Origin of the sequence: Georgenia soli, assembly GCF_002563695.1 — a bacterium.
GTDB classification, from domain to species: domain Bacteria; phylum Actinomycetota; class Actinomycetes; order Actinomycetales; family Actinomycetaceae; genus Georgenia; species Georgenia soli.
This window is the reverse complement of sequence record NZ_PDJI01000004.1, coordinates 442983-468926: the sequence shown is the minus strand read 5'-3', so window position 1 is coordinate 468926 and position 25944 is coordinate 442983. Positions and strand designations below refer to the sequence as shown.

The following is a 25944-nucleotide window of genomic DNA, read 5'->3' as shown; positions in this document are numbered from 1 at the left end:
TTCCAGCTCGGGCGGTCAGAACTTGATCCTGACGGTCTTGCGCATCCACACGCCTCCGATAATGAACAGCACGACGCACATCCCCAGCAGACCGTAGCCAATAACGCTCTCGGTGAAGGGAGCCATGTAGGAGGGATTGGTGACCCCAAGGAAACCGGCGATGCCAACAGGGAGGGCCATGAGGACGTAGACGGAGATTTTTCCCTCGGCTGCCAGCGCCTTTACCTGACGGCGTATCTGGTTGCGTTCTCGGATCGTGTGCCCGACGCCGTCGAGAACCTCGGCGAGGTTTCCACCGACCTCCCGATTAATCGCGATGGCCTGGGTGACCCAGGTGAAGTCCTCGCTGCCCATGCGCTCGGCCGTCTCATCGAGGGCGTCGTTGAGGGGACGGCCCACGCGAGTCTCATTGATGATGCGCGCAAACTCGACGGAGGTCGGTTCCTCCGCCTCGTTGGCGACCGAGGCCAGAGCCTGCAGGAGGCTGTGACCGGCCCGCAGGCTGGAGGCCATGAGCTGCAGGGAGTCGTCGAGCTGGTCGGCGAAAGCGGCACGCCGCCGGCCCGCGAGCACGCTGAGCCAGATTTTCGCCGCGAGCGGCGCTAGCGCGGCGACCAGCAGTGCGACGAGCGGGCCCGCCAGAAGCAGACCGGTCGTGGCGGCGACGAGGCCGCCGACGCCGACAAGGAAGGCAAAGTCCTGTACACGCGTACTCAGGCCTGCGCCTTCCAGTGCTGCCGCGATCTTGTCGACAGCACCCCGGCGCCGCAGGACCTGATCCACAAGGTTCGTGGCCGTGGAGGCGGCGCCCGTCAGGGCACCGGGACGCGATGCCGTGGCCGGTCTGCGCCGTTCCCGAGGCAGTCCCGGCGGACCTGGACTGATGAGCAGGTACACGCCGATGAGGAGCGCGATGGCGCAGGCGATAACCCCAACGACTGCCGTTGACGACAGGACCTGGGTCACCGGAAGCCACCGCTGTTGGCGGGAACGCCGAAGACACCGGGGGAGAGCGTGATGCCGAGCTCGGCGAAGCGGTCGGTGAAGGTCGGGCGGATGCCGGTGGGCATGGGTTTGCCGAGGAACCTCCCGGAGGGATCCACTCCAGCGGAGTAGTCGAACAGGAACGCGTCCTGCAGGGTTACCGTCTGGCCCTCCATGCCCTGGAGCTCGGTGACCGCCGTGACGCGGCGGCTCCCATCACGGAGGCGCGTGAGCTGCACGATCACGTCCACGGCCGATGCGATCTGCTCTCTGATGGCACGCAGCGGAAGGTCCATGCCGGCCATGAGCACAAGGGTCTCGAGGCGGGCGACGGCATCGCGGGGGGAGTTAGCGTGGACGGTGGAGAGAGATCCGTCGTGGCCTGTGTTCATCGCCTGAAGCATGTCAAGGGTCTCCCCGCCGCGGACCTCACCGACGACGATGCGGTCTGGGCGCATACGCAGAGAGTTCCGGACGAGGTCGCGGATGCTGATCTCCCCCTTGCCCTCGATGTTGGGTGGGCGGCTCTCGAGGCGGACGATGTGCTCCTGCTGGAGCTGCAGCTCGACCGCGTCCTCGATGGTCACGATGCGCTCGCCCTCGGGGATGAAGGACGAGAGGACGTTGAGCAGGGTGGTCTTCCCCGTCCCGGTGCCGCCGGAGACGATGATGTTGAGTCGGGCCTCGACGCACGCCTGGAGGAGCTCTGCCATCTCCGGGGACAGAGTGCCGAAACCGATGAGGTCGTTGACCTTGAACGGGTCCTTGGCGAACTTCCGGATCGTCAGCGAGGACCCGCTGAAGGCCAGCGGTGGGATGACGGCGTTGACGCGGGATCCGTCGGCGAGGCGCGCGTCGACCAGCGGGGAGGACTCGTCGATTCGACGCCCGACGCGGGACACGATGCGCTCGATCACGCGCCGCAGCTGCTCTTCGGAGGTGAAACGGGTGTCGCTGCGCGTGAGTTTGCCCTGGTGCTCGACATAGACCATGTCGGGGCCGTTGACCATGATCTCGGTGATGTCCGGGTCGTCGAGCAGTCTTTGGAGAGGGCCGTGGCCGAGCACGTCGTCCTGGACCTCGCGGATGAGCCGTTTCCGCTCGTCCCCGGAGAGTGGAACCTTCTCCTCTTCCACGACCTGGTTCAGCTCGGTGCGGACGAGCTGGTGGAGCTGATCCTCGCTCAGCGAGGGGTCGTTCAGGCGGGCGCCCATGCGCTCGAACAACGCCGAGGCGGCGCGGTCCTTGAGTCTGGCGAGCGCGTCGTTCCCGGATGGCGTCGGCGCAGATGTCCCGCGCGGCGTCGGGCTCACGGAGGGCCGTCGCGGAGGCATTCGCGTCCCGGCAGCCACGCGACTGACCGCCTGCGGCTGAGGTGTCTGGCGCGTCGAAGCGGGCCCGGCTGGGCGGGAAGCGGACGCGGGTTGCTGACCGCGCGCTGCCTGCAGCCGTTCGGACAGATTCATCGTGCGTTCCCTCGTCCGCCGCGGTGACGGGGCAGCCGCGGTTCAGGTCCAAAGCCAGCAGGATGGGGGTGGTCGGCCGTGACGCGGTCAACGAGTAGCCGTAGCTGTTTCGTGACGGAGCCGCGCCCTCCGGACTGCAGAAGCGGGATCCCCTTGTTCATTGCAATCCGGACCGCAGGTGAGACCGGCAGTTGGACGTCCACCTTGGTCCCGATGGTCGCCTCTACGTCGGCAACAGAGAGTCCACCGCGGTTGTCGGCGAAGTTTATGACGACATGCCGGGCGGGCGTGAGCATGCCGAGCTCGGTGAGCGTGTCAAGCTCTTTACGCAGTCCCCTGACGCCGGGTACGTCCATGCTCGTGAGCAATATGTGGTCCGTGGTGTTGTCCAGGGCGGCCAACGTGTGCTCTGACAGGCCTGGAGCGGTATCGACGACGACGTAACGAAATTCAAGAGCGAGCATCTGGAGCAGGCGTGAGACGTCCTCACCCGTGATGGTGTCGGCCGCTGCGGGAGAGTCCGGGCCACAGATGACGTACAAACCTGTTTCGTGCAGCGTGAGGAAGGTCTTAAGGACCATCGAGTCGCGGGTGGCTGGGCCGTGCGCTGCGTCGATAAGGGAGAACTCCGGTGCCAGATCTAGGGCGGTGGCCACGTCGCCGAACTGGACGTCCAGGTCGACGAGCACGGTGGAGTTCGGAGCGCTGCGAGCCAGTCCCACGGCAAGGTTCGTCGCCACGGTAGTCTTGCCAACGCCACCTTTGGGGGAGACAACGCTGATTACGCGGCCTGTTGCCGCCGGGGCACTACCCATCACGGCCGGGGCGCCAACCTGTGTGCGGGTTTGGGCAGCTACTGCTGCACGGTCCAGCACCCCCCGGATGTCCGCGAGGTCCGCTGTAGGGTGCAGGAGATCACGGACGCCGACGCGCATCGCGGCCAGGCTTAATTCGGGCCCCTGGTCGGTGACCAGCACCACGGCGATCTGCGGGCATTGCTCGTCGAGCAGGCCAGCAAGGTCGAGGGCGTGTTCGGCGGCCAGCTCAGCGTCCAGCACCACCACGTCCGGTGGGGGGGCGCCGTTCAGTAGGGCGAAGAGGTGCGCAGGATCGTTTGGGAGCGGTGCCGGCGGCAGGGCAAGGAACGCTCCGCCGGTGGCGGCGTGGAACCTGGCTTCAAGGTCGGCGGAGGCGGTGGCCAGCACGATACGGGTCATTCGTAGAGGTTCTCTCGTGTCACGATCCGGGTGCCGGTCTCTGAGGCCTCGGCGGCCTCGATCGACAGCCAGATCCGCTCGTACTCGGCGGCGTAGACGATCTCCTCCGCTGCAGCCGCGTCGAGAGCAAGTGTCACCATGATGCTCTCGGCCGGTGCAGCCGCGGCCGCCTGTGCGGTGTCTGACTCTGACTCGTCCGCTGGCACTGGCGGGGTGATTCCGCCCTGCACGCGTGTCACCAGTACCTTGTGGTCCATCAGGTGGGTCTGCGGGGACTCGTCGTCGTTGAAGGAGACGAACACCCCGACTGTGTCACCGGCGGTCAGGTGCCCACCGATCACTCGTGTGCGGTCGAGTTGGACCGTAAGCTGGTGCATCCCCGCGGGCACCTCCACCTCATCATCTGCCTCGAGGCTTTCCGGCTCGACAAAGCGGTGGGCGAGCAACTGCTCACCGGGCACGAGGTCAGTCTCGGCGACCCGGCCCGCGATCTCGTCCAGGGCCGCCATGGCACCTGGTGCGACGGCCGAGGCCGGCACCGACTCGAGGGCGACGTATTCTGCCAGGTCCTCCGCCGGTGTCCCCTCCGGGACGGGCTGAGTGACGAACAGCACCTGTGTGGGTTGCAGGTCCGCCATGGCTCGTTGATCCGCGCCACCCACATAAGCCACGATCAGGACCGTGCCGACCACGGCGAGCACAATGGCCGCAACGGCGGCGACAATACGACGAGACACAGTCGACGGTTCCTCTTATCCGGTCAGGGCGACGACGGCGGCACCGAGCTTCGGCGCGGTCGGGCTGTAGTCGAACGCGTCCGTGAGGTCCACGAACTGGGTGAAGTACCCTCTGATGCAGCGGTTGTCACCAGTGCACGGCTCATTCCACTTGTACGAGCCAGCGAAGTTGTAGCCGGTAATCTTGAATGCGGCATAACCGTAGACGCGATACGTGGCGCCAGATCCCGTGCCTACCGCATTGTCGAAGATCGGTAGGAGCACCGTGACGTTCCGCAACGCGACGAGGTCCGCAACCGTACATCCGTTCGATACCGAGACGCCTGGGTCTGACAAGAGAACCTGTGAAATCACGGAGGTGGCGCTGCACGTGCCGTCGGTGGCCAGCCACCCAGCGCCGCCGGGCACGGTGCCGGACGGGCCCGGACACCCAGGAGTAGGGCCTCGGCCAGCTAGGTAGATGGTGCGCGGCGTAGTGCCGGACGGGGTTCCGCCGCCGGTCTGACCCCACCACTCGCAATACGACAGTGCCAAGGGCAGCACAGAGATGCCGCCGCTGGGGTAGCCCCAACGCGCAGTGCTCTCAGCGGAGACCAGGGTGCTATCGTGCCCGAGCACGGGAGCGAACCAATGCTCGCTCGTGCCCTCGTTATTCACAGTGACCTCACCCGCCACGGGGTCAAAGCTAACGACAGTGGCGGTGGGGTCGCCGTCGTTGCTGTTAGGCACGGCGAGGTTCTGTGCCGTCACACCGGGGTCACCGCAGGAGTCCCGGGCACAGTCTTGCGCGATGGCTAGCGCAGCGGCGTCCGCGCCCGTCTGCAACTGCTGACGCTCGGCGTAGGTGGCAGCGACATCGATGGAGATGGCTGCGAAGCCAATCAACGCAACCATGAGTAAGGCAAGACTCACGGCGACAGCGCCGCGTTCGTCGGCTTCGCCTCGAGTTAACCGTTGCATCGCATGGTCCCCTTACCGGTGAGGGTGACGGTGAAATCGTCCGGGAAGAGCATGAGATTCATCTCGTGCTTGATCGTCACCGTGGCGGTGGCCGCAGGTGTGGCTGCGGTGGTCACACAGTTGGTCGGGGTCACGGCGATCTGGGCGTCCGTCAACGTCAGGAGCGGCGAGGCGGACGCCTTGGCGGTCGCACGTGCGTCCGCCGGCTTGTTTTGCAGCGCCATGACGCGCACGCCGTCGCGAGCGGCGGCAGACAAAGTGGTCTGGATGTTGTAGGCCCGCCCGAACTCGGCGATACCTAGAACCAGGGCGACCAAGAGGGGGAGGACGAGAGCGAACTCCACGGCCGCCGCCCCGCGATCACTCCGAAGCCTTTTCACACGCCGCTCCAAAAGTCGGGACCGGCGCAGTAACCACAAGGCCACTGCGCCGGTGTCCGCTTTGAAGGTTGGGGGATCAGGTGGCCGGGATCTCGTTGGTGACCTTCTGGAACAACCCGTCGAGCTTGGGGCCAAGGATCACAAGCGTTCCGATGATGGCCACGGCGATCAGACCAACGAGCAGGCCGTACTCGACGGCTGTGGCGCCACGCTCCTTGCGGTTCTCGAAGCGGTCGCCGATGGCGATGAACATGGTTGTGAAGAATGCGGCTGCACGGTTCATTTCTGAACTCCCTGTATGAGGTTGGTCAGCCCTGGAGGGAGTCCAGAGCCGGGGATGCACGCTGGAGCAGGGGGTGACCGGCGTGACAAGGCGACATTTGCAGAACTTTTCGGTTCCTGCAACCACTTTGGGCGTGTGAACTTGCGGACGAGGCAACGTCTGCTACGAGTCTCACCCCGGCCTCACCCTCCGTCGCCCTCGCCTCCCACGGCCGCAGCTCGCATGAATCCGCGGCTCCGGGCGCGAGACGGTGGAGCCCCACCTCTGCTATCAAGGACCTACGCGCAGATTCGATGTAAGCAACGCAACAGCGCGCCTGGTGGGACCAAAGGCCTGCTAGCCCCGGGGGAGACGTCATCTTCTGGCGTCGAGGGAGAAGTGCCGATACCGAACTTCCACCCGGGAGGAACGTCATGAGTGACTCCGGCGAGATGGGGCTGCGTGCGCTGAAAAAGCAGATGACCCGCGAGGCCATCGCTGAGGCCGCGCTGAAACTCACCATCGAAAAGGGTCTTGACCACGTCACGATCGACGAGATTGCACGGCAGGCCTTCGTGTCGCCGCGAACCTTCTCAAACTACTTCTCCTGCAAGGAGGAGGCGGTCATCGCGGCCGACGACCACTACACGGATGACGTGGTTGCGGCTCTCCACCGACGGCCGGCCGGCGAACCACCGCTCGAGTCGCTCAGACACATCCTCGTCGATCTCGCCCGCTCCCAGTCCCGTCAACAGCTCCGCGCCTACGTCGAGCGGGTCGAGCTCGAGGAGCAGTACCCAACACTCCGCCCGTTCCGCATGGCCCAGTACGACCACCTCGAGGAGGAGCTCCGTAACGCCGTCGCCCAACGCACCGGCACCAAGGTTGCTACGGACCTCTATCCGTGGCTCGTCGCCGCCGCAGCCGTCAGCATCGTCAAGACGACCACCCGGCTGTGGGCCAAGCCGAGGTCTCCGCGCGTGCGCCTGATCGAGAAGATCGAGGACGCGTTCGACCAGGTGGCGGCCGGCCTGCCCGGACCCGCGCCGGCCAACGACGCGACCTGACCAACGACAAAGCCCCCGGCCGCGTTTCCGCGGGCCGGGGGCTGTGTCGTCGCTGTCTCGAACGAGTGTCCGGAGGGGGACTTGAACCCCCACGCCCGATAAAGGGCACTAGCACCTCAAGCTAGCGCGTCTGCCTATTCCGCCACCCGGACAGGTGGTGCTTCGCCTCGCGAACTGGCCTTGCGGCTTCGTTCGCCCGGCTGGGCAACGACGAAAAAGATAGCACGGTGGAGGAGGGCCTCTCGACCACCAAAGGCCGCTCCGGCGTCGTTCGTGAGGGAAGCCACAACCTAGAAGACCGGCTTGCCTCCGGTCACCCCGAGGACGGTGCCGGAGACGTAGCTGGCCTCGTCGCTCGCCAGGTACACGAACGCCGTCGCCACCTCGATCGGCTGCCCGGGCCGCCCGAGCGGGGTGTTCATCCCGAAGTCCTTGACGCTCGGCTTGGTCGAGGGCTGCAGCGGCGTCCAGATGGGTCCCGGCGCCACGGCGTTGACCCGGATGCCGCGCGGGCCGAGCTCAGCGGCCAGGTTCACGGTCGCGTTGTTGATCGCCGCCTTCGTCGAGGCGTAGTCGAGCAGCGTCTCCGACGGCTGGAACGCCTGGATCGACGCGCAGTTGATGACGCTCGCGCCCTCCTTGAGGTGGGGGAGCAGCGCCTTGGTGAGGAAGAAGATCGAGAAGATGTTCGTCTCATAGGTGCGGCGGAGCTGCTCGTCGCTGATCTTCGCGAGCCCGTCCTGCGCCATCTGGTAGCCGGCGTTGTTGACGAGGATGTCGATGCCGCCGAGCTCCTTGACCGCCTTCTCGGCGAGCTCGATGTTGGCCTGCTCGGTGCGCTGGTCGGTGGGGCACAGCACGCATGTCCGACCGGCCGCCTCGACCTGCTTCCTGGTCTCCTCGGCGTCGTCCTGCTCCTGCGGCAGGTACGCGATGGCGACGTCGGCGCCCTCCTTGGCAAAGGCGATCGCCGTGGCGCGGCCGATCCCGGAGTCGCCGCCGGTGATCAGCGCCTTCTTGCCGACCAGCCGCTCGCGCCCGCGGTACGACTCCTCGCCGTGGTCGGGGACCGGATCCATCTGGTCCGTGCGGCCGGGCCACTCCTGGCTCTGCTCGGGCAGGTTCTTGATCGACTCGGTGTCCACGTTCATGGCCCCAGCCTCCGGGAGGTCCGCGAGCCGCGCACGCCGAGCGGGAGTGTCCCCGGCACGCACTACGGTCTTCTTCCATGGACCGCTTCGACCTCCGCTCGCCCGACGGCACCCTCGTGCTGTCCGCACCCACGCCTGACGACATCGACCGCGTCACCGAGATCTGCGTGGACCCCGAGATCCAGCGCTGGACCACGGTCCCCAGCCCCTACACCCGCGACGACGCCGTCACCTTCCTCACCGAGGTTGTCCCGGAGGCGTGGGACAAGGGCGCGCCCACCTGGACGATCCGCACCACGGCCGACGACCGCCTCGTCGGCATGGTCGACCTGCACGACGTCGCCCACGGCCGCGGCGAGATCGGCTACTGGATGGCCCCGGACGCGCGCGGCCACGGCTACCTCACCCGGGCCATCGAGCTCGTCCTCGACGCCGCCTTCGGCCCGATCGGGCTCGAGCTGGTCCACTGGCGCGCCGACGTCGGCAACTGGCCGTCCTGGCGCGCCGTCTGGCGGCACGGCTTCCGCAAGGAAGGCACCGTCCGAGGCCTCAACGTCCAGCGCGGCGAGCTCAGGGACTCCTGGATCGGCTCGCTGCACAAGGACGACCCGCGCACGCCCGTCGCCCCCTGGGACGGCCCGGAGACGACGGCGGAGCCGGAGACTTCCCTGACCGCAGACCTTCCGAGCACGACGGCGGAGCCGGTGGCCGCGGGCGCCTCGCCGTCGCCGCGGGACCCGGAGGCGCTCGTCCGCCAGTTCCACGACACCTACGCCCTGCCCGTGGTCGCGGACCCGCCGAGCGTGGACCGCGACCGCGTGCACATGCGCATGGCGCTGGTGGCCGAGGAACTGGCCGAGCTTGTCGAGGCGGTCTACGGCAAGGCAGCCGGCGCGGAGATGTCAGCCGCGTTCACCCGCGCCATGGCGGCCGACGACGGCACCCGCGACACCGTCGAGGCCGCCGACGCCCTGGGCGACCTCACGTACGTCATCTACGGCATGGCGCTCGAGTGCGGCATCCCGCTCGAGGACGTCCTCGCCGAGATCCAGGCGTCCAACCTGTCCAAGCTCGGTGCGGACGGCAAGCCGATCTACCGCGAGGACGGCAAGGTCCTCAAGGGCCCGGGCTTCTTCCCGCCGGACATCGCCGGGGTGCTGGCCCGCCACGGGTTCAAGCCGCGGTCCTGACGGGCGTCTTGCGCCGTGGACGCTGGTGCCTGAGCAGCGCGTCGCCGAAAGTCGTATTTCTCTCTTGTGTCGGAAGATATGTTCTTCGTGTGCCCCAGGAGACCAACATCGCCGTCGACGAACCTCGCACGCTGCGCGCAGTTCTTTTCATCGACTTCGACAATCTCTACTCGGGTCTGCGCCAGCTTAATCCTGCGGCCGCTGAGCTCTTCGCCACCGAGCCGGCACGTTGGGTCGCCACCCTCGGGGATGTAGGCCAACAAGAGGGCGTTGGGCGGCGCTTCCTGATCCGTCGTTGTTATCTGAACCCGCGAGTTCACGGTCGCTTTCGTAAGTTCTTCACCCGAGCTGGGTTCAGGGTCATCGACTGTCCGTCCCTGACCCAGCAGGGTAAAAGCAGTGCAGATATCAACCTGGTGCTAGACGTGGTCGACGCGCTGTCCGCTAACACGCGGTACGACGAGTTCATCATCGCGTCCGGCGACGCCGACTTCACGCCGCTCGTCGACCGCTGCCGCGCATTCGATCGCAGGGTTGTCGCTATCACGGCCGGCCCGTCCGCCAGCGCTTACAGGGCCGTGGCGGACGAGGTCATGGCGGCCGATCGGCTGGTGGAGGCGTCCGTCCCTCAGGTGCGCGGGTCGGACGGAACGCTGCCGAAGCAGGTGCCCAGTCACGAACGGACAGTTCCTGACGAAGGGCGAGTATTCGGTGGACCTGGAGGCAATCCGATCCTCGCAAGCGCGGATTCGCGGGTGGACACGGCTGCCGTTGAAAGGGTACTTACGGTCCTTCGAACGGCCCCCGGACCGGTGTACAGCTCGGTAGTAGCCCAGGCGGCCCAGGACGCGGATCCCGGTCTCCGGCCTGCGAATTGGGGCGGCATGGGGACATTTGGGGCGTGGCTCCGAAGTCGTGTTCCTGGAGCGGGCTATGCACCCAGGCCGGGCCCGGGATACGTCTGGGACGCCCAGCGGTTCACGGAGGACGACATTCCCAGAAGAACGCCCGCTGGCGTGGCCCCGTAAGTCTCGACGCCCGTGCGACAACGGATCGCTCGTCGTTCTTGAGTCGACGGAGCCTCGGTGCCGTTATCGCTGAGAGCGGCGTGACCTGAAGTAGACATCGTTGGGTGGACGACGGTGACAGGCGGCACAATGACCCGCATGTCCGACGTCACGGCCACCACGGCCGCAACTCAGCTCGACCCTGCCAACCCGTTCGCTGCGCCGTCGTCGTTGCCTTACGGGCTCCCCGACTTCGCGGCCGTGCGCCTCGAGCACTTCCGGCCCGCGGTCGCGGCCGGGATCGCCGCGCAGCGGGCCGAGTGGGAGGCCGTCGCCACGGACCCGACCGTGCCCGACGTCGTCAACACCCTGGACGCGCTCGAGCGCTCCGGCGAGCTGCTGCGGCGCGTGCTGGCCGTGTTCTACACGCTGGCCTCCTCGGTGGGCGGGGACGAGATCCACGCCATCGAGTCGGAGATCGCCCCGCAGCTCGCCGCGCACCGTGACGCCTTCTGGCTCGACCGCCGCATCTACGCCCGGCTCGAGTCCCTCGCCAGCGCCACCCCGCTGCTCGACCTGGACGAGGAGACCACCTGGCTGCTGGAGAACTACCGCAAGGACTTCGTCCGCGCCGGCATCCGCCTCTCCGACGCCGAGATGGAGCACCTCCGCGAGCTCAACGCCCGCCTGGTCACCCTGGAGACCGAGTTCTCCCAGCGCGTGGTCAAGGGCATGGAGTCCGGCGCCGTCGAGGTCGAGGACCCGGCCCGGCTCGGCGGGCTCGACGAGGGCACCCTCGCCGGGCTGGCCCGCAACGCCCGCGACCGCAGCGTCGCCGTCAACCACCTCATCACCCTCGTGCTGCCCACGCAGCAGCCACTCCTCGCCCGCCTGCACGACCGCGAGCTGCGCACACAGCTCCTGGAGGCCTCCGAGCAGCGGGGGACCGGCCTCGACGCCGAGTCGGACGCCCGGGCCATCCTCCTCGAGGTTGCGCGGCTGCGCGCCGAGCGCGCCCAGCTGCTCGGGTACGAGCACCACGCCGCCTACGTCGCGGAGGACGGCACCGCCGCCACCACCCCGGCGATCAACGAGATGCTCGCCCGCCTCGCCGCCCCGGCCGCCCGCAACGCCGGCAAGGAGGCCGCCGAGCTGCAGGAGATGCTCGACGCCGACCCCGACGTTCCCGGCGGCGCCACCCTGCGGGCCGCGGACTGGTCCTACTACGCCGAGCGCCTCCGGAAGGAGCGCTACAGCATCGACGACGCCGTCCTCGCGCCGTACCTCGAGCTCGACCGGGTGCTCAACGACGGCGTCTTCTACGCCGCCAACCGCCTCTTCGGCATCACCTTCCACGAGCGCACCGACCTCGCCGGCTACGCCGACGGTGTGCGCGTGTGGGAGGTCAAGGAGGAGGACGGCACCGGGCTCGGGCTGTTCCTCGGCGACTTCTACGCCCGCGCCGGCAAGCGCGGCGGGGCGTGGATGCACAACCTCGTCGACCAGTCCCACCTGCTCGGCCGCAAGCCTGTGGTGGTCAACAACCTCAACGTCACCCCGCCGCCGCCCGGCGAGCCGACCCTGCTCACCTGGGACGAGGTGCGCACCTGCTTCCACGAGTTCGGGCACGCTCTGCACGGGCTGTTCTCGGACGTGAGGTACCCGACGCTCTCGGGCACCAACGTGCCGCGCGACTTCGTCGAGTTCCCCTCGCAGGTGAACGAGATGTGGATGTCGAACCCCGACGTCGTCGGCCGGTTCGCACGCCACCACGAGACGGGCGAGCCCCTGCCCGCCGAGCTGCTCGAGAAGGTGCTCGCGGTCGCCGAGTACGGCGAGGGCTTCGCCACCACCGAGTACCTCGGCGCCGCCCTGCTCGACCAGGCCTGGCACCAGGTCACGCCCGAGCAGGTGCCCACCGAGGCCGAGGACGTGGCGGCGTTCGAGCTCGAGGCGCTCCAGCGCGCCGGCGTCGGGCTCGAGCTTGTGCCGCCGCGCTACCGCTCGACGTACTTCAACCACACCTTCGGCGGCGGTTACGACGCGGGGTACTACTCCTACATCTGGTCCGAGGTGCTCGACGCAGACACCGTCGAGTGGTTCGAGACCGAGGGAGCGGTGGACGGCGACGGCGGGCTCAACCGGACCGCCGGGCAGCGCTTCCGCGACGCGCTGCTCTCGCGCGGCTACTCGCAGGACGCGCTGCAGTCCTTCCGGGACCTGCGCGGCCGCGACGCACGGATCGACCCGCTGCTGAAGAGGCGTGGCCTGACGGACTGACGACGGACGTCGGCCGGCCGGGACGGTGCACGTACCGGCCGGCTGGTGCGGCGAGTCAGGGCTTGAGACGGAAGCCGCCGATCGAGCTTTCGAGCGTCACCTTCGCCGGGGCCTCCGCTTCCACCAGGACGCAGCCGGCGGTCCTCACGACTCCCTGGTACTCGTCGCCGAGGCACAGGTAGCGGCCCGGCTCCGGCCACGGCACCTGGAAGCGGCCTTCGCTGACCTCGGCGACGCCGCCGGGCGGGAGGTCGTCGACGTTCACGTTCATCCCCACGTATGCGATGTCGTGATCGTCCGGTGCGTCGCGCCCTGGCCAGGTGGTCTCGAACGCGGCGAGCAGCTCGTCATGGGTGAGGACGATCACGCGGGACCACGAGTCGACTGTGCCGCCGTCGAACGGCATGGGGTGGTCGCCGCGCGAGACCACCACGGCGCTGAGCTCACCGGCGGCTGGTTCCGCGGGCGAGGGACTGCACGCGGCCAACAATGTGGTCGCTACGCCGACAAAGACGACGCTGAGGGCAACGTGAGGACGCCTCCGCCGCGCATGCTTCCTCGAAATGTCCTGGATTCTTCCGCGCATCGCGCCTTCCCCCTGCGGGTTGTTGGATTGGCCTGATTGCAGATCCAGCGGTCGGTATGGCGACCAGTTCACTCGACATTCACGCGTGACGTCCCGTATTTGGATGCCGCCGTCGTGGTAAACATCTTCGTGCTGGTCGATTTCTCGCCGGACGTCCGGGTCGGCCCGGCCCCAGGAAGCGCCGATGGAGGAGAACGTGAGGCGTCGCTGGACCTGGCGCTCTACGTGCGGGACGCCCTCCGGCTGGACACGTCCACCGACCCGTTGGCACCGCCGCCGTTGACGAACCCTCCACCGGACCGGAGCGACCTGCTCGACGACGCTGACCCTGTCGCCGTCGGCGAGCACTGGGCGGCGTGGTGGCGGACCGCCCTGGCGTTCGAGGCGCGGTGGTGACGCCGGACGCCAGGACCCAACTTCGAGGGCTGGGTTCGCGAACGGGCAGAGGATCGGGCACGAACGGTCGGCGAGCCGCCGAACTTCGTGGCACTGGCCGACGGTCCCGCGTTACGCCAGACAGTTGTCGCGCTGCACGAGGAGGCCAAGCGGTGGTCCGCCTCGAGCGACCGTAAGGAGGTCGAGGGTGGAGCGCCGTACGACCTCGTGCGCGCAACGGCCGAGGAGACGATCTCGCGCCACGGCGTACCACCCGACCAGGTCAGCGGCATCGTGTTCGTGGTTGATGTCGACGGTGCCTGGTGGCGGCTGGTCGAACCCGGTGTCGTGGTGTGCTCTGCGTCAGCTCTCCGCGATCACGCGACCGCAGAAGGCCTCCTGCGCGAGGTGTTTGAGTCGGGTCTGGACATCTGACCTGCTCCCGTGAGGGGCTCTCGGGGAAGCGGAAGCTAGGTGACGAAGCGGGGCTTTCTGGAGCGGCGCGGCAGCGCCTTGCTGGCGGTCAACGCCGCGCTGACCTGGAGTGATGTTGCCGTTTAGGACGTTGAACGCGGGAAAGGCTGTGCCGAAATTGGTGACGATCTAGCGTCAGGATGCGCCCTCCCCCCGGGCTCTCTCGATGATGAAGGACTCCCCCCATGCGCAGAACACGACGCCTTGCCGCCACAGCCGCGGCGATTCCACTTCTCCTCGGCTGGATGGCCGGTAGCGCCCTCGCCGACGACATCAGCAACGACCTCGACACCACCATCGATGCGACGGCAGAGATCATGACGTTGAACGTCGGTAGGGCCGTCGGGACCACCGACCTGTACGTGACCCCAAGGAACGGCGACGGGAAGAACGGGTGCAACCTCACGGGTGGCACCAGCCTCGGCCTCGCCGTGTCATCTTCGGATGTTGCGGTGGCCACGGTGTCACCCGGCTCACTCACCTTCACGAGCTGCGGTGACGTCAAGACCCTGACCGTGACGCCGGTCGCCGCGGGTACTACGACCATCTCGGTCCGGCAGACGTCCAACACCAGCGAGGGAACGTTCAACCTGGCGCCCGCGACGTTCACCGTCAACGTCGTCGCTCCCACCCCCGTCAACACCGCGCCGCAGATCGCGGTCGAGGGCGTCACGGGCGGCGCCAACTACGCCAAGGGTGCCGTCCCGGTTGCCATGTGCAACGTCACCGACGCCGAGGACGGTTCGCAGACCTTCGCCGCCACTCTGAGCGCCGTCAGCGGGCCGTACGCGACCGACGGCATCGGCGAGCAGACCGCCTCCTGTTCCTACACCGACAAGGGCGGCCTCACGGCCGAGGCCTCCGTGACCTACGGCATCACCGACCCGACCGCGCCGTCGATCACCCCCGTGCTCTCGCCCGCAGCCCCCGACGGCAACGACGGCTGGTACACCGGTGACGTCTCGCTCACCTGGAAGGTCGACGAGCCCGAGTCGCCCAGCTCGCTGAAGAAGACCGGGTGCGAGGCCCAGAACATCAACGCGGACCAGGACGCCACCGTCTACTCCTGCGAGGCCACGAGCGCCGGCGGTGTCGCGACGTCCCAGACCGTCACCATCAAGCGCGACGGCACCGCCCCGACAGTGACCCTCGGCGAGGTCTCCGGCACCAAGGGTACGAACGGCTGGTACACCTCCGACGTGACGGGCACGTTCATTGCCACCGACGCGACGTCCGGCCCCGCCACCGCCAGCCAGACGGCCACGACGAGCGGCGAGGGCGAGGTCCAGCTCACCAGCCCGGCCTTCTCCGACGTCGCCGGCAACAAGACCCCTGCCGGGGCCGTGACGCAGGCCTACAAGGTCGACCAGACCGCGCCGGCGACGCCGACCTTCGTGGGCGGCCCGACCGGAGACTACTTCTACGGCAGCGACCCGGCCGCCCCCACCTGCACCTCCACCGACGAGGTGTCCGGCCTGGCCTCCTGCGTCGTCACGGGCGGCGGTACGGCCGTCGGCGCGCACAGCTACACCGCGACGGCCACGGACAACGCCGGCAACACCTCGACCGCGACACTCACCTACGAGGTGCTGCCCTGGACCCTGAAGGGCTTCACCTCGCCCGTCAACATGGGCGGCGTGTGGAACACCGTCAAGGGCGGCAGCACCGTGCCGCTGAAGTTCGAGGCGTTCGCCGGTACGGAGCTCACCTCCACGACGGTCGTCAAGAGCTTCACCGTGAAGGCGGTCACCTGCCCCGGCGGCAACGCGCCGGCCGATGAGGTCGAGTTCGTGACCACCGGCGGCACGAGCCTGCGCTACGACGCCACGGCCGGCCAGTTCGTGCAGAACTGGCAGACCCCGAAGAAGCCGGGCACGTGCTACGCGGTCACCATGACCACGCAGGACGGCTCCGCGATCAGCGCCAACTTCCATCTGAAGTAGCGAACGGCCGCACCACGGCTCGCGAGAAGGTCCCCGCCGGTGATCCGGCGGGGACCTTCCCGTTCGTGCCGTCGTACGCCGCCCGGCGGAGACGTCCGCCCCGTCACTCGCCGCGGAGGACCCTGAGCGCGCTGTCCCGGTCGCTGACCCGCAGCTTCCGCAGCACGGTGGACACGTGGACCCGGACCGTGGTCGGGGAGAGGAACAGCCTGGCGGCAACCTCGTCCGTCGACAGCCCGTCGCCGAGCAGCTGCATGACCTCCCACTCACGGGGGCTGAGCCGGCCCGCCGCGGGGGAGTCGCGCCAGAACCGGCGCTTGGCCGGCGCGCGGAACTCGTCGAGGATGCGCGCGACGAGCCGCGGCGGCATGGCGGCCTCTCCCGCAAGGACTCCGCGGAGGGCGTCGGCGAGCGTGTGCGGGTCCGCGTCCTTCAGCAGATAGCCGGCCGCACCGGCCCGGAGAGAGTCGAAGAGGTCGCCGTCCGCGCTGGAGTGCGTGAGCATCACGACGGCGGTCTCCGGTGCGGACTGACCGATCGCCTGCGCGGCCCGGATACCGCTGCCCGGCATCTGGATGTCGAGAAGGGCAGCGTCCGGCCGGTGCTCCCTCACCAGCGCGATGGCACCGTCCGCCGACGCCGCCTCGCCGACGACGGTGCAGCCGCCGCCCTCGAGGGCCTGCCGCACCGACGCCCGCGTCGGAGCATGGTCGTCCGCGAGCACCACGCGAATCGGACCGGCACTCACCATGTCACCGAAACCTCCGTGCCTTCCCCGTGCCGGGACTCGATCGTCAAGGTGCCGGGCAGGGCCGACGCCCGGTCGCGCATGCTGGTCAGCCCGTAGCCGCGGGCCTGCCGGCGGGCCGCCTCGACGTCGAACCCGAGCCCGTCGTCGCGGACCGTCAGCCGCCGGCCCCGTTCGCCGTTCTCGACCGTCAGCACGACCTGCTGGGCTCGGCCGTGCCGCAACGCGTTGGACACCGCCTCGCGGGTGATCCGGACGAGGGCATGGCGCTGCTCGGCGTCGGCGGTGACGGACAGGTCCAGCTCGGTGTCGAGGCGGCCGCCGTGCCGTTCCGACACCTGTCGCGCGGCCCGCTGGAGCATCGCGCCCAGCGGCTCGTCGACGCTTCGCCCGAGCGCGTCGATCGCCCCGCGCGCCTCATCGAGCGCCCGATCCGCCGAGGCGACGATCCGCTCGGCACTCCCGGGGGCGCTGACGCGGGCCTCGGCCCGGATGTAGCCGAGCTCCTGGACGACGCCGTCGTGCAGCTCACGCGCGAGCCGCCGTCGGTCCTCCAGCACCGCCGCCTGCGCCTGGGACGACCAGTACTCCCCGATCTCCCGGCCGGCGCCGACCAGGAGCAGCAGGTAGCACCCCGTCCGAAGCAGGTCACCGGTGTAGAGCCAGTCGCTGTAGAGAGAGGGGAAGAGCAGGTAGTTGAGGCGGGCGCAGGCGCCGAGGGCGAGAGCCGGGCCGACCCATCGGAGCAGCTCGTCATGCCGCCGCGCGGCGTGAACCGCGAACGCGACTGACGCGATGCCGAAGCACAGGGCAGTGAGGCCGTGCGACACGAGCAGCAGCGAGTGCCCGGTGATGACCGGCCGCTGCGCCGACGGCGGAGGGCTGGCGTCCAGGGCCGGGGGCAGCAGCTCGTGGTTCACAGCGAGCAGCCCGAAGACAGCGATCAGCACCAGCCACGGCACCACGCGGCCCCAGACGGCGAAGCCGGGGTGGGCCCTGCGGTCACCGGCGAGGGCCGAAGCCAGGACGAACAGTGCCCCCAGCAGCCGCAGGGTCAGCGCCAGCCAGACGCCGAGAGTCTCGGGGCGTGCGGCGGGCAGGACGTCGAGCAGGAGCGTCAGCCCCAACCCGGCGAGCGCGAGGAGGAACAGGCCCTGGGCGAGCAGGACGTCCTGCAGCCTGCCCGTGCGGACGAAGCGCCCGTGCAGCAGGTACGCCACCAGCAGGGCGACGCAGGCGTCGACCGTGTCCAGCACCAGGTGCAGGGAGGGACTGTGGTAACCGAACACCAGGTACGGCGTGCCGAGGATGAAGGAGGTGACGACCAGCCCGACGCCCCAGCCGCCGGCCGTGAGGGCACCGCTGGGCAGCGCCCGGAAGACGTCCGCGCGGCGGCGTCCCGCGGTCCCCGGTGACCACATGGCCCGGAGTGTAGGGACTCTCTCCGGTCCGAATCCGCCGCTTGGAGACGGTCGTCGCCCCGGTTCGTACCCGCGCACGTGTTCGGGCCGCTGCACCTCCCCGGAGCCGGCCGGAGGTGCCGTCACCCGCCCGGGTGCCGTACCGCCAGTGCGCGTCATGGACCGTCCTTCATCTGTGCGCGGCTGGTTCTCACCGTGACGCGCGTCTGGCGCGGAGCCTTCTTGCCCACGTCGGCAAGTGGTCCGAGTGTGTCCGAGAACGACGCGTTACGGACGTGATTGCGCCGTCATCAGCAGGGGAAGGACGACGGCGCCCCTCACGTGGGTAGCCTGCGACCATGATGACGACGCAGCCCACCACCTCCGCCGAGACCCCTGCCGTGCGCCCCGAGGACGAGGTGGTGCAGATCTGCCGCGACCTCATCCGCCTGGACACCTCCAACTACGGCGACGGCTCCGGACCGGGGGAGCGGGCCGCGGCCGAGCTGGTCATGGAGCTGCTCACCGAGGTCGGCTGGGACCCCGAGCTCATCGAGTCCGCGCCCGGGCGCGCCAGCGTCGTCCTGCGCATCCCCGGCACCGACCCGACGCGTCCGGCCCTCGTGCTCCACGGGCACACCGACGTCGTCCCCGCGGCCGCCGACGACTGGTCCGTCGACCCCTTCGCCGCCGAGGAGCTCGACGGCATGATCTGGGGCCGTGGCGCCGTCGACATGAAGGACATGGACGCGATGATCCTGGCGGTCGTGCGCGACATGGCCCGCACGGGCTGGCGCCCGCCGCGCGACGTGATCGTCGGGCTCTTCGCGGACGAGGAGGCCGGCAGCAAGATGGGGGCCCACTGGCTCGTCTCGAACCGGCCGGACCTGTTCGAAGGGGCCACCGAGGCGGTCAGCGAGGTTGGCGGCTACTCCGTCGAGATCGACGGCCGCCGCGTCTACCTGCTCCAGACCGCCGAGAAGGGCCTCGCCTGGCTGCGCCTCCTCGCCGACGGCACCGCCGGCCACGGCTCGCAGGTCAACCAGGACAACGCCGTCACCCGGCTCGCCGGCGCGGTCCACCGCATCGGCGAGCACTCGTGGCCGCTGAACCTCACGGGTACCGTCCGCCAGCTCCTCACCGGCGTCGCGGATCTGACCGGCACCACGTTCGACCCCGAGGACCCGGACGGCATCGACCGCCTCGTCGACGCGCTCGGCCCGGCGAAGAAGTTCGTCGGCGCCACGCTGCGCACCGGCGCGAACCCGACGCAGCTGGACGCCGGCTACAAGGCGAACGTCATCCCCGGCTCCGCCAGCGCCTCCGTCGACGTGCGGTTCCTGCCGGGGGAGGAGCAGGAGGTCATGGACACCCTCGCCCGCCTCGCCGGCCCCGGCGTGCGGTTCGAGGACATCCACCGCGACAGGGCGCTCGAGGTGCCGTTCGAGGGCGGGCTGGTCGACGCCATGATCGGCGCGATCGACGCCGAGGACCCGGGCGCCACGGTGCTGCCGTACATGCTCTCGGGCGGCACGGACAACAAGGCGCTGTCCCGGCTGGGCATCACCGGCTACGGGTTTGCGCCGCTGCGGCTGCCGGCCGACCTGGACTTCGCCGGCATGTTCCACGGGGTCGACGAGCGCGTGCCAGCGGACGCGCTGCGCTTCGGCTGCCGCGTGCTCGAGCGGATGCTGCGCACCTGCTGAGCCGGCGGGGCGGTGCGGGGGTCAGAGCGTGCTCGGCACCCGCATCGCCTTGCGGCGCAGCCACACCTTCCGCGTGCCACCGAGGTAGAGCCGGGTCCGGGCCAGCTCCCACCGGCCGTACTCGGCCTCGTCGGTGAGGAGCTTGCGCACGTCACCACGGCTCAGGTCGCGGGGGAGCGTGACGGTCCGGTACTCGTAGTAGGCGGTGGACGAGGCGGTGCGGCGCCTCCCGGCGGCCATCTCGTGGTTCTTGCCCGGCATCCCCATATGCTCCCTCGCGTCGGCGGTCAAACTCAAAACTGGGCGCATTTCCGCAGGTCAGAGACGGTGGTGTGCCGCTCCGACGGGACCGCTAGGCTCATGCCATGGCTAACGACCCGCGCGCTGCTCTCGACCGACTCATCGCTGCGTTCGAAGCACACTACGACGCCGTCGCCGCGGCGCAGGACAGCGACGCACCGGCGGTCGTGGCAGCTGCGAACACGCTCATGGATGCATTCGACACCTACGACGACGCGTTGTTCACCGGTTTCGGGGTCGATACCCCGTTCGACATCTACTCCGAGGACGACGACGAGGACGACGACGACCTCGAGTACGACGACGATGACGACGACGACGAGGAGTACGAGGAGGCCTGAGCCCTCTCTCAGCGCAGGTCGGGCAGCCGCGGGTAGGAGATCCCGAGCAGGCCGGTGTGCATGGCCGTCACCCGGCCGTCGGGCCCGCGGCTGAAGGCGACGGGGACGACGCCAGGACCGATCTCGGTCAGGTCGACGCGGAAGAGGTCTGGGTCCTCGCCGTCGGGATGGAGGCGTAGACCCCTGCGCACGGCTGGGACCGGTCGCCGCCCGCGCACCACCAGCCGGCCCCGCCGCACGAGCACCTCGACGGCGGAACCCAGCACCATCCGCGGCTGCGGGTCCAGCAGCGGGCCGGGCCCCAGCGAGTAGCGGCCGCAGAGGTCGCCCCACGTGGCGGGCCGCTGCGGGACGTCCGTCCGGATCTCCGCCGCGGACACACCGAGGAGCTGGCGGAGCACCGCCTCCGCCGCGGGCACGGGCGCCCCGCGAGGGTCGAACGAGCTCGTGTTGCCCAGGGCGACCACCCCCACGCCGTCGTCCGGGGCCAGGAGGAGGTCGGCGAGGAAGCCCTTCCAGATCCCGTCGTGGCCCACCGTGCGGTGACCGCCGACCGTGCCGGGGTAGAAGCCGAGCCCCACGCCCGGCACCCGGGGGTCGGGCTGGTGGTGCGGCTGGAACATCAGGGCCAGGCTCTCCGGTCGCAGGACCCGGCCGTTGCCGTTGGCGCCGCCGCCCAGCAGCGCCGCGGCGTAGCGAGCCAGGTCCCGGGCCGTCGAGTACAGGGCGCCGCCGCCCGCCGTGACGACCTCGAGGTCCTCGACCGGGTGCAGGCCGCGGCGGCGCAGCTCGTAACCGGTCGCCAGATGGGCGAGCACCCGGTCGGACCGGACGACGTCGGAGCTGTCCATGCCCAGCGGGTCGAGGACGTGCTCGCGCAGGTAGCTCGCGAACGGGACGCCCTTGACGTCCTCGACGAGCTGGCCCAGCGCGGTGAACCCGTGGTTGGTGTAGGCCCACTTGGTGCCCGGCTGGACGTCGAAGCGCAGCCCGCCGCGGTAGTACTCGGCGGGCGAGGGCGCCCGGCCGGGCGGCGCGCCCCAGCCGAGCACGGGCCGGAGCAGGTCCGGCGCGGTCCGCACCGCGCGGACCCCGGCGGTGTGGGTGAGCAGGTGGCGCACCGTCGGCGGGCGGAGGTCCGCCCGGCCGGGCACGAGCTCGAACGCGCGCAGGTAGTCGGCCACCGGGGCGTCGAGGTCGATGACCCCGCGCTCCCACAGCTGCATCACCGCCACCGCGGTGAGCGTCTTTGTCACCGAGCCGACGCGGAAGACGGTGTCCTCGTCCACGGGCGTGCCGCTCGCGACGTCGGCGACCCCGTGGTGGTGGGACCAGACCAGCTCGCCGCCCCGGACGGCCGCCACGGCCAGCCCCGCCGTGGGCCAGCGGTTGAGGACCTGGCCGACGGCGGTGGTCAGCTCACGCGTGTCGAGCCGCGGCACGGCTGCCTCCCCGGTAGGCGGTGAGCGGCATCCCGTCCAGGTGCAGCGCCGCGGGCGAGTCCGCGGACGGCGGCGTGAACACCACCCGCAGGCTCCCGAGCTGGGGCACCTCGATGCGGAAGGCGTAGGGGTCGCCGTCGTCGTCGGGGTGCAGGACGAGGCCGCGGTAGAGCGCCCGGACGGGCGTGAGGGCCCGCAGCACGAGCCGGCCGCCGCGCACCCGAAGCTGGAGGCCGGCGCCGACGACGCCGCGCACCCGCACGTCGGTGAGCGTGGCCGGGCCGGGGAGGGTGTAGCGCCCGCAGAGGTCGGCCCAGACGTCCGGGCGCTCGGGGACATCGGCGCGGACGGTCGGCTCCGGTACGCCGAGGAGGGAGTCGAGCAGCGCGCCCGTCTCCGCCGCGAGCCAGGTCGACCCGCCCCGGGTGCCGTTGGTGAACGCGACCAGGCCCACGTCGTCGTCCGGGGCGGCGTAGAGTTGCGCGAAGTACGGCGGGATGACGCCCTGGTGCTCGACCGCGCGGTGCCCGCCGGCGTCCACGCGCCAGAAGGCGAGCCCGAGCCCGGGCAGCCGGGGGTCCGACCGGTACTGCGGGGCGAACATCGCCTCCAGCGACTCCGCCCGCAGCACGGCGCCGTGCTCGTTGCCGCCGCCGGCGAGAAGGGCGACGGCGTAGCGCGCCATGTCCCGCGGGGTGGAGAAGGCGGCGCCGGCCCCCGCCGGGATGTACTCGAAGGCCGGGACCTCGACCGGACCGTGGCGCCCGATCCGGTAGCCGGTGGCCAGTCGCTCCCGGTCCACCTCGGAGGGCAGCATCGTCGTGTCGGTCATGCCGAGCGGGGCGAAAACGTGGTCGTGCAGGTACCGGTGCAGCGGCTGCCCGCTCACGTCGGCGACCAGCTGGCCGAGCGTCGCCGGACCGTGGTCGGTGTACCGGAACCGAGTGCCGGGCTCGGCGGCGAGGCGCAGCTCGCCGCGGTAGTACTCCGCGAGGGACGGCACCGGCCGCCCGGCCGGGACGGTCTCGCCGAAGTTCGGCCGGAGCAGCCCCGAGCGCGGCACCTGCTCGCTGACACCGGCGGTGTGGGTGAGCAGGTGGCGCAGCGTGGCTGGCCGGTGGGCCGGGTCGGCGGGCACGAGCTTGTAGGCGCGCAGGTAGTCGTTCGCGGGGGCGTCGAGCTCGACGAGGCCCCGCTCGACCAGCTGCATGACGGCGATCGCGGTGAAGGTCTTCGTGATCGAGCCGACGCGGAAAACCGTGTCGAGGGTGACCGAGCGGCGGGTGGCGATGTCGGCGAGCCCGTGCGCGGTGAAGGACTCCAGATCGCCGCCGCGGACCACCGCCAGGGCGAAGCCCACCGCCGGCCGCCGGTTGAGGATCTCGTTCACCCTCACCCGGACGCGCGGTTGCTCTGTGGTGAGGTCGGCCTGCTCGACGCTGGGCATGGTGCCTCCTGGGGGTCGGCCCCCGGGCTGCTTCCCATGGTGCGCCATGGCGAGCGCGCGGTGAAGAGGGCTGCCGCGTAAGAGGTTCGCGGCAAGGGAGCGTGGAGGCGAGACCAGCCGAAGTAGCCAGGCCCCTCAGAAGCGCTCGGGGTAGCCGATCTCCGGCGCCGTGACCTCGTCGAGCACGGAGCGGATCGGGGCAGGCAGCTCGAGGTCCACCGCCGCCAGGACGCCGCGCAGCTGGCCCGCGGTGCGCGCGCCCGCGATCGCGCAGCTGACGCCGGGCGCGTCCCGCACCCAGGCGAGGGCCACCTCGAGCGGGGTCCGCCCGAGCCCGGCGGCCGCCGTCGTCACCGCCTCCACCACGCCGTGGGAGCGGTCGTTGAGGTACGGCTCCACGAACCCGCGCAGGTGCGGCGACGCCGCCCGCGAGCTCGCCGGCACCGTGGCGCGGTACTTGCCCGTCAGCACCCCGCGCCCGAGCGGCGACCAGGCCAGCAGCCCCGCGCCCAACGCGCCCGCGGCGGGCACGACCTCGCGCTCGACGCCCCGCTGCAGCAGCGAGTACTCGACCTCGACGGCGGCCAGCCCCGGACCGGACGGCGGCGCCAGCATGGTGGCCGCCTGCGCCGTCGTCCACGCCGGGTAGTTCGACAGCCCGACGTACCGGGTTCGCCCTGTCGCGACGGCGTGCTCGAGCGCGCCGAGCGTCTCCTCGAGCGGGGTGGCCGGGTCGGGCGTCTGGACGAGCCAGAGGTCGAGGTGGTCGGTGCCGAGCCGGTCGAGGGAGTCGTCGAGGCTGTCGAGCAGGGAGCCGCGCGAGGCGTCGACGACGCCTCCGCCGTCGGCCGTGCGGCGCGAGCGCACCCCGGCCTTGGAGACGAGCACGACGTCCTGGCGGTCCACGGACGCACCGAGCAGCTTGCCGATGAGCGCCTCGGACGCGCCGGCACCGTAGGTCGCGGCGGTGTCGAGCAGGGTGCCCCCGGCCTCGAGGAAGACCTCGAGCTGCTCGGCGGCGTCGTGCTCGTCGGTGTCCCGGCCCCACGTCATGGTCCCCAGCCCGATGCTGGAGACCGTCAGGCCCGTCCGGCCGACCCTGCGCTGCTGCATGGCACCACGGTAGTGGGCGGGCGCCGTCCGACCGTACGAGGCTCTAACGCCGAAGTCATTGCGCCATCACATGGAAAGACGCCCTGGGGACCCGGTCGCTATCCATATGCGCCGTCGGTTCGTCCGCTAACGTCTCCGTTGTCATGGCCTTCAGGTCTAAACGGCGTCGCGCATATGAGGCAGACCCAGGTGTGGACTGGTCAGTAAGCCAACGCGCACCTCTCGTCAGGGGTGCTTCGTGTCTGGTTGCCACAAGGTTTCGTATGCAAGTCCGCGGCTCGCGGCCTCTGCGCTTCGCAAGGTCGTGCGCCGACGAACTGCGCGGGGACTCGGGGTGTCCCTGTGGGTGCATCGTTGCTCCGCCTGTCGTGCGTGGCACCTGACGTCCCGCAGACCGTCCGGGAGGTTGGCTCGCCACTGGCAACGGCTGGCTGGGCTTCATCACCTGTCGGGCGTGACGTAATTCGGCAAGCCCGCTATGCGTTAAGACCCCTGCTGGTACGGTTGTGGACGTTCTGTTATGACGCACTGAATACTGGGGACGGACGTGCCGCTGAAGCGTTCCATCGCGCCGGAGAAGCATTACAAAAGAACCGTGCCCGGTGCCGAGGTGTATCTAGACGACATCGAAGTAATCGTGGCGGCGATGGAAAAGGCTAGCGTCGAGGCGCATCGTGATATGGATGCAGCTTTCGCTAGTAAGTACAGCGAACTCTCGGCCGAGGAGCGGGATCAGCTCACTCAACTGATGGGGAAGTTGCCACCGTCGAGTCCAGAAGACGGTGAAGTCCACCGGTGCGTAGAAATTCGTGCCGGTTCAGCCGTGGCGGACAACTCTCACGACCTGAAGGATGCAACTCCAGAAGAGCTTGCAGACGTGCAGATTGCCGTATCCCACCCGTTCGTCACGGTCACGCTTGCCCGTAGTGTTTCTTACATCTGGGCCGTGGCACGTGACCCTGGAGGGCGCGAACTGGCCGACAGTATCGGTGACTACCTTGCTGAAAGGCGCAGCGTGCGCGCAAGTCTCGCCGTCGGTGTCAGGAACCTATGGGTGTTCCTCGTTGCTGGCGCCGTTCTCGGCGCGGCTAGTTTTCTAAGTGCAGAAGAACAGTCCCTGGGGCAGTTGCTGGTCTCCGCGATTCCATTCACTTTGATGTCGCTCACGCTGGTGATGTACGTGTTTTACAAGAATCGCACGTTCGGTGGTGCGCTTGTGCACCCGAGACGCAGAAGTGAAGCGCGGCGGCTGAGCGGCCAGCAGAAGCAGGGCATTGGTATTGCGCTCGTGAGCGCCGTTGCGGGAGGCGTTGCTACCGGAGTGTTTGAGCTGTGGGGCGGATCCTGACCCGTTACGCGGCGTCGAAG

25 protein-coding genes and 1 tRNA gene are annotated in these 25944 nt (G+C 69.5%); 10 read left to right on the top strand and 16 right to left on the bottom strand.

Annotated features, from left to right (window positions below; translation table 11 throughout):
* Positions 1-15: 15 nt before the first annotated feature.
* The 7 genes from ATJ97_RS03500 to ATJ97_RS03470 all read right to left on the bottom strand — a co-directional run bounded on the left by ATJ97_RS03500 (position 16) and on the right by ATJ97_RS03470 (position 5997).
* Positions 16-966, bottom strand: a complete 951-nt coding sequence (locus ATJ97_RS03500) for a type II secretion system F family protein (RefSeq protein ID WP_245862077.1) — start codon at positions 964-966, stop codon at positions 16-18.
* Positions 963-2450 (bottom strand): TadA family conjugal transfer-associated ATPase, encoded by a 1488-nt coding sequence (locus ATJ97_RS03495; protein WP_098482551.1) that lies wholly within the window; start codon positions 2448-2450, stop codon positions 963-965. Before ATJ97_RS03495 ends, ATJ97_RS03500 begins: the two co-directional genes overlap by 4 nt.
* Positions 2447-3667, bottom strand: a complete 1221-nt coding sequence (locus ATJ97_RS03490; RefSeq protein ID WP_098482550.1) for a CpaE/TadZ family protein — start codon at positions 3665-3667, stop codon at positions 2447-2449. Before ATJ97_RS03490 ends, ATJ97_RS03495 begins: the two co-directional genes overlap by 4 nt.
* Positions 3664-4359 carry a Flp pilus assembly protein CpaB gene (gene cpaB, locus ATJ97_RS03485; protein WP_143426863.1) on the bottom strand — a complete coding sequence of 232 codons (696 nt, stop codon included), beginning with the start codon at positions 4357-4359 and terminating at the stop codon, positions 3664-3666. The genes ATJ97_RS03490 and cpaB overlap by 4 nt, the downstream gene beginning before the upstream one ends.
* A 60-nt stretch (positions 4360-4419) precedes the next feature.
* On the bottom strand, positions 4420-5364 hold the full coding sequence (locus ATJ97_RS03480) for a pilus assembly protein TadG-related protein (RefSeq protein ID WP_098482548.1): 945 nt from the start codon (positions 5362-5364) through the stop codon (positions 4420-4422).
* Positions 5352-5708, bottom strand: a complete 357-nt coding sequence (locus tag ATJ97_RS03475; protein WP_245862075.1) for a TadE/TadG family type IV pilus assembly protein — start codon at positions 5706-5708, stop codon at positions 5352-5354. Before ATJ97_RS03475 ends, ATJ97_RS03480 begins: the two co-directional genes overlap by 13 nt.
* 112 nt (positions 5709-5820) lie before the next feature.
* Positions 5821-5997, bottom strand: coding sequence for a Flp family type IVb pilin (locus ATJ97_RS03470; RefSeq protein WP_483866840.1), 177 nt, complete (start codon positions 5995-5997; stop codon positions 5821-5823).
* A gap of 443 nt (positions 5998-6440) precedes the next feature.
* On the opposite strand from ATJ97_RS03470, the gene ATJ97_RS03465 reads away from it, so the two are divergent.
* Positions 6441-7073, top strand: coding sequence for a TetR/AcrR family transcriptional regulator (locus ATJ97_RS03465; protein ID WP_098482546.1), 633 nt, complete (start codon positions 6441-6443; stop codon positions 7071-7073).
* Positions 7074-7139: 66 nt separating this feature from the next.
* Here the strand turns inward: ATJ97_RS03465 and ATJ97_RS03460 are convergent.
* Together ATJ97_RS03460 and ATJ97_RS03455 are read right to left on the bottom strand one after the other, a co-directional pair.
* Positions 7140-7225, bottom strand: a tRNA-Leu gene (locus tag ATJ97_RS03460).
* Positions 7226-7363: 138 nt separating this feature from the next.
* On the bottom strand, positions 7364-8224 hold the full coding sequence (locus ATJ97_RS03455) for an SDR family oxidoreductase (RefSeq protein ID WP_098482545.1): 861 nt from the start codon (positions 8222-8224) through the stop codon (positions 7364-7366).
* A gap of 77 nt (positions 8225-8301) precedes the next feature.
* On the opposite strand from ATJ97_RS03455, the gene ATJ97_RS20245 reads away from it, so the two are divergent.
* The 3 genes from ATJ97_RS20245 (at position 8302) to ATJ97_RS03440 (ending at position 12701) form a co-directional block, all read left to right on the top strand.
* Positions 8302-9414 carry a bifunctional GNAT family N-acetyltransferase/nucleoside triphosphate pyrophosphohydrolase family protein gene (locus ATJ97_RS20245; RefSeq protein ID WP_098482544.1) on the top strand — a complete coding sequence of 371 codons (1113 nt, stop codon included), beginning with the start codon at positions 8302-8304 and terminating at the stop codon, positions 9412-9414.
* A gap of 89 nt (positions 9415-9503) precedes the next feature.
* Complete coding sequence (locus tag ATJ97_RS03445; RefSeq protein WP_170037094.1) at positions 9504-10442, top strand: NYN domain-containing protein; 939 nt, start codon at positions 9504-9506, stop codon at positions 10440-10442.
* Between the two features lie 138 nt (positions 10443-10580).
* Complete coding sequence (locus ATJ97_RS03440) at positions 10581-12701, top strand: M3 family metallopeptidase (protein ID WP_098485193.1); 2121 nt, start codon at positions 10581-10583, stop codon at positions 12699-12701.
* Positions 12702-12756: 55 nt separating this feature from the next.
* Here the strand turns inward: ATJ97_RS03440 and ATJ97_RS03435 are convergent, their stop codons facing one another.
* Complete coding sequence (locus tag ATJ97_RS03435; protein WP_143426862.1) at positions 12757-13107, bottom strand: hypothetical protein; 351 nt, start codon at positions 13105-13107, stop codon at positions 12757-12759.
* A 294-nt stretch (positions 13108-13401) separates the two neighbouring features.
* On the opposite strand from ATJ97_RS03435, the gene ATJ97_RS03430 reads away from it, so the two are divergent.
* The 3 genes from ATJ97_RS03430 (at position 13402) to ATJ97_RS03420 (ending at position 16079) form a co-directional block, all read left to right on the top strand.
* Positions 13402-13683 (top strand): hypothetical protein, encoded by a 282-nt coding sequence (locus ATJ97_RS03430; RefSeq protein ID WP_143426861.1) that lies wholly within the window; start codon positions 13402-13404, stop codon positions 13681-13683.
* Between the two features lie 87 nt (positions 13684-13770).
* Positions 13771-14097 (top strand): hypothetical protein, encoded by a 327-nt coding sequence (locus ATJ97_RS03425; protein WP_098482540.1) that lies wholly within the window; start codon positions 13771-13773, stop codon positions 14095-14097.
* A 224-nt stretch (positions 14098-14321) separates the two neighbouring features.
* On the top strand, positions 14322-16079 hold the full coding sequence (locus ATJ97_RS03420; protein WP_143426860.1) for a PxKF domain-containing protein: 1758 nt from the start codon (positions 14322-14324) through the stop codon (positions 16077-16079).
* A gap of 103 nt (positions 16080-16182) precedes the next feature.
* On the opposite strand, the gene ATJ97_RS03415 is transcribed toward ATJ97_RS03420, so the two are convergent.
* Positions 16183-16830, bottom strand: coding sequence for a response regulator (locus ATJ97_RS03415; RefSeq protein ID WP_098482538.1), 648 nt, complete (start codon positions 16828-16830; stop codon positions 16183-16185).
* Entirely contained in the window at positions 16824-18248 is a 1425-nt protein-coding gene (locus ATJ97_RS03410) for a sensor histidine kinase (protein WP_098482537.1), read from the bottom strand. The genes ATJ97_RS03415 and ATJ97_RS03410 overlap by 7 nt, the downstream gene beginning before the upstream one ends.
* A 341-nt stretch (positions 18249-18589) precedes the next feature.
* Between ATJ97_RS03410 and ATJ97_RS03405 the strand changes: the two genes are divergently transcribed.
* Complete coding sequence (locus ATJ97_RS03405) at positions 18590-19933, top strand: M20/M25/M40 family metallo-hydrolase (protein ID WP_098485192.1); 1344 nt, start codon at positions 18590-18592, stop codon at positions 19931-19933.
* A gap of 21 nt (positions 19934-19954) precedes the next feature.
* Here the strand turns inward: ATJ97_RS03405 and ATJ97_RS03400 are convergent, their stop codons facing one another.
* Complete coding sequence (locus tag ATJ97_RS03400; RefSeq protein WP_245862073.1) at positions 19955-20194, bottom strand: DUF5703 family protein; 240 nt, start codon at positions 20192-20194, stop codon at positions 19955-19957.
* A 104-nt stretch (positions 20195-20298) separates the two neighbouring features.
* Between ATJ97_RS03400 and ATJ97_RS03395 the strand changes: the two genes are divergently transcribed.
* Positions 20299-20574 carry a DNA primase gene (locus ATJ97_RS03395; RefSeq protein WP_098482536.1) on the top strand — a complete coding sequence of 92 codons (276 nt, stop codon included), beginning with the start codon at positions 20299-20301 and terminating at the stop codon, positions 20572-20574.
* A gap of 8 nt (positions 20575-20582) precedes the next feature.
* Here ATJ97_RS03395 and ATJ97_RS03390 read toward each other — a convergent pair whose 3' ends face one another.
* The 3 genes from ATJ97_RS03390 to ATJ97_RS03380 all read right to left on the bottom strand — a co-directional run bounded on the left by ATJ97_RS03390 (position 20583) and on the right by ATJ97_RS03380 (position 24576).
* The gene (locus ATJ97_RS03390) at positions 20583-22016 is read right to left on the bottom strand and encodes a serine hydrolase domain-containing protein (protein WP_211287029.1); all 1434 of its coding nucleotides are present in this window, start codon (positions 22014-22016) and stop codon (positions 20583-20585) included.
* Complete coding sequence (locus ATJ97_RS03385) at positions 21994-23463, bottom strand: serine hydrolase domain-containing protein (protein ID WP_098482535.1); 1470 nt, start codon at positions 23461-23463, stop codon at positions 21994-21996. Before ATJ97_RS03385 ends, ATJ97_RS03390 begins: the two co-directional genes overlap by 23 nt.
* Before the next feature lie 135 nt (positions 23464-23598).
* Positions 23599-24576 (bottom strand): aldo/keto reductase, encoded by a 978-nt coding sequence (locus ATJ97_RS03380; protein WP_098482534.1) that lies wholly within the window; start codon positions 24574-24576, stop codon positions 23599-23601.
* Positions 24577-25123: 547 nt separating this feature from the next.
* On the opposite strand from ATJ97_RS03380, the gene ATJ97_RS19370 reads away from it, so the two are divergent.
* Complete coding sequence (locus ATJ97_RS19370) at positions 25124-25924, top strand: hypothetical protein (protein ID WP_143426859.1); 801 nt, start codon at positions 25124-25126, stop codon at positions 25922-25924.
* Positions 25925-25944: the final 20 nt, after the last annotated feature.

Excerpts from the sequence above, each read along its gene's own strand:
- ATJ97_RS03395 (WP_098482536.1), top strand. The coding sequence starts at position 20,299 with ATGGCTAACGACCCGCGCGCTGCTCTCGACCGACTCATCGCTGCGTTC.
- ATJ97_RS03380 (WP_098482534.1), bottom strand. The coding sequence starts at position 24,576 with ATGCAGCAGCGCAGGGTCGGCCGGACGGGCCTGACGGTCTCCAGCATC.
- ATJ97_RS03410 (WP_098482537.1), bottom strand. The coding sequence starts at position 18,248 with ATGTGGTCACCGGGGACCGCGGGACGCCGCCGCGCGGACGTCTTCCGG.
- ATJ97_RS03420 (WP_143426860.1), top strand. The coding sequence starts at position 14,322 with ATGCGCAGAACACGACGCCTTGCCGCCACAGCCGCGGCGATTCCACTT.
- ATJ97_RS03465 (WP_098482546.1), top strand. The coding sequence starts at position 6,441 with ATGAGTGACTCCGGCGAGATGGGGCTGCGTGCGCTGAAAAAGCAGATG.
- ATJ97_RS03455 (WP_098482545.1), bottom strand. The coding sequence starts at position 8,224 with ATGAACGTGGACACCGAGTCGATCAAGAACCTGCCCGAGCAGAGCCAG.
- ATJ97_RS03470 (WP_483866840.1), bottom strand. The coding sequence starts at position 5,997 with ATGTTCATCGCCATCGGCGACCGCTTCGAGAACCGCAAGGAGCGTGGC.
- ATJ97_RS20245 (WP_098482544.1), top strand. The coding sequence starts at position 8,302 with ATGGACCGCTTCGACCTCCGCTCGCCCGACGGCACCCTCGTGCTGTCC.
- ATJ97_RS03480 (WP_098482548.1), bottom strand. The coding sequence starts at position 5,364 with ATGCAACGGTTAACTCGAGGCGAAGCCGACGAACGCGGCGCTGTCGCC.
- ATJ97_RS03440 (WP_098485193.1), top strand. The coding sequence starts at position 10,581 with ATGTCCGACGTCACGGCCACCACGGCCGCAACTCAGCTCGACCCTGCC.
- ATJ97_RS03400 (WP_245862073.1), bottom strand. The coding sequence starts at position 20,194 with ATGCCGGGCAAGAACCACGAGATGGCCGCCGGGAGGCGCCGCACCGCC.
- ATJ97_RS03490 (WP_098482550.1), bottom strand. The coding sequence starts at position 3,667 with ATGACCCGTATCGTGCTGGCCACCGCCTCCGCCGACCTTGAAGCCAGG.
- ATJ97_RS03405 (WP_098485192.1), top strand. The coding sequence starts at position 18,590 with ATGACGACGCAGCCCACCACCTCCGCCGAGACCCCTGCCGTGCGCCCC.
- ATJ97_RS03385 (WP_098482535.1), bottom strand. The coding sequence starts at position 23,463 with ATGCCCAGCGTCGAGCAGGCCGACCTCACCACAGAGCAACCGCGCGTC.
- ATJ97_RS03435 (WP_143426862.1), bottom strand. The coding sequence starts at position 13,107 with ATGCCGTTCGACGGCGGCACAGTCGACTCGTGGTCCCGCGTGATCGTC.
- ATJ97_RS03495 (WP_098482551.1), bottom strand. The coding sequence starts at position 2,450 with ATGAATCTGTCCGAACGGCTGCAGGCAGCGCGCGGTCAGCAACCCGCG.
- ATJ97_RS03415 (WP_098482538.1), bottom strand. The coding sequence starts at position 16,830 with ATGGTGAGTGCCGGTCCGATTCGCGTGGTGCTCGCGGACGACCATGCT.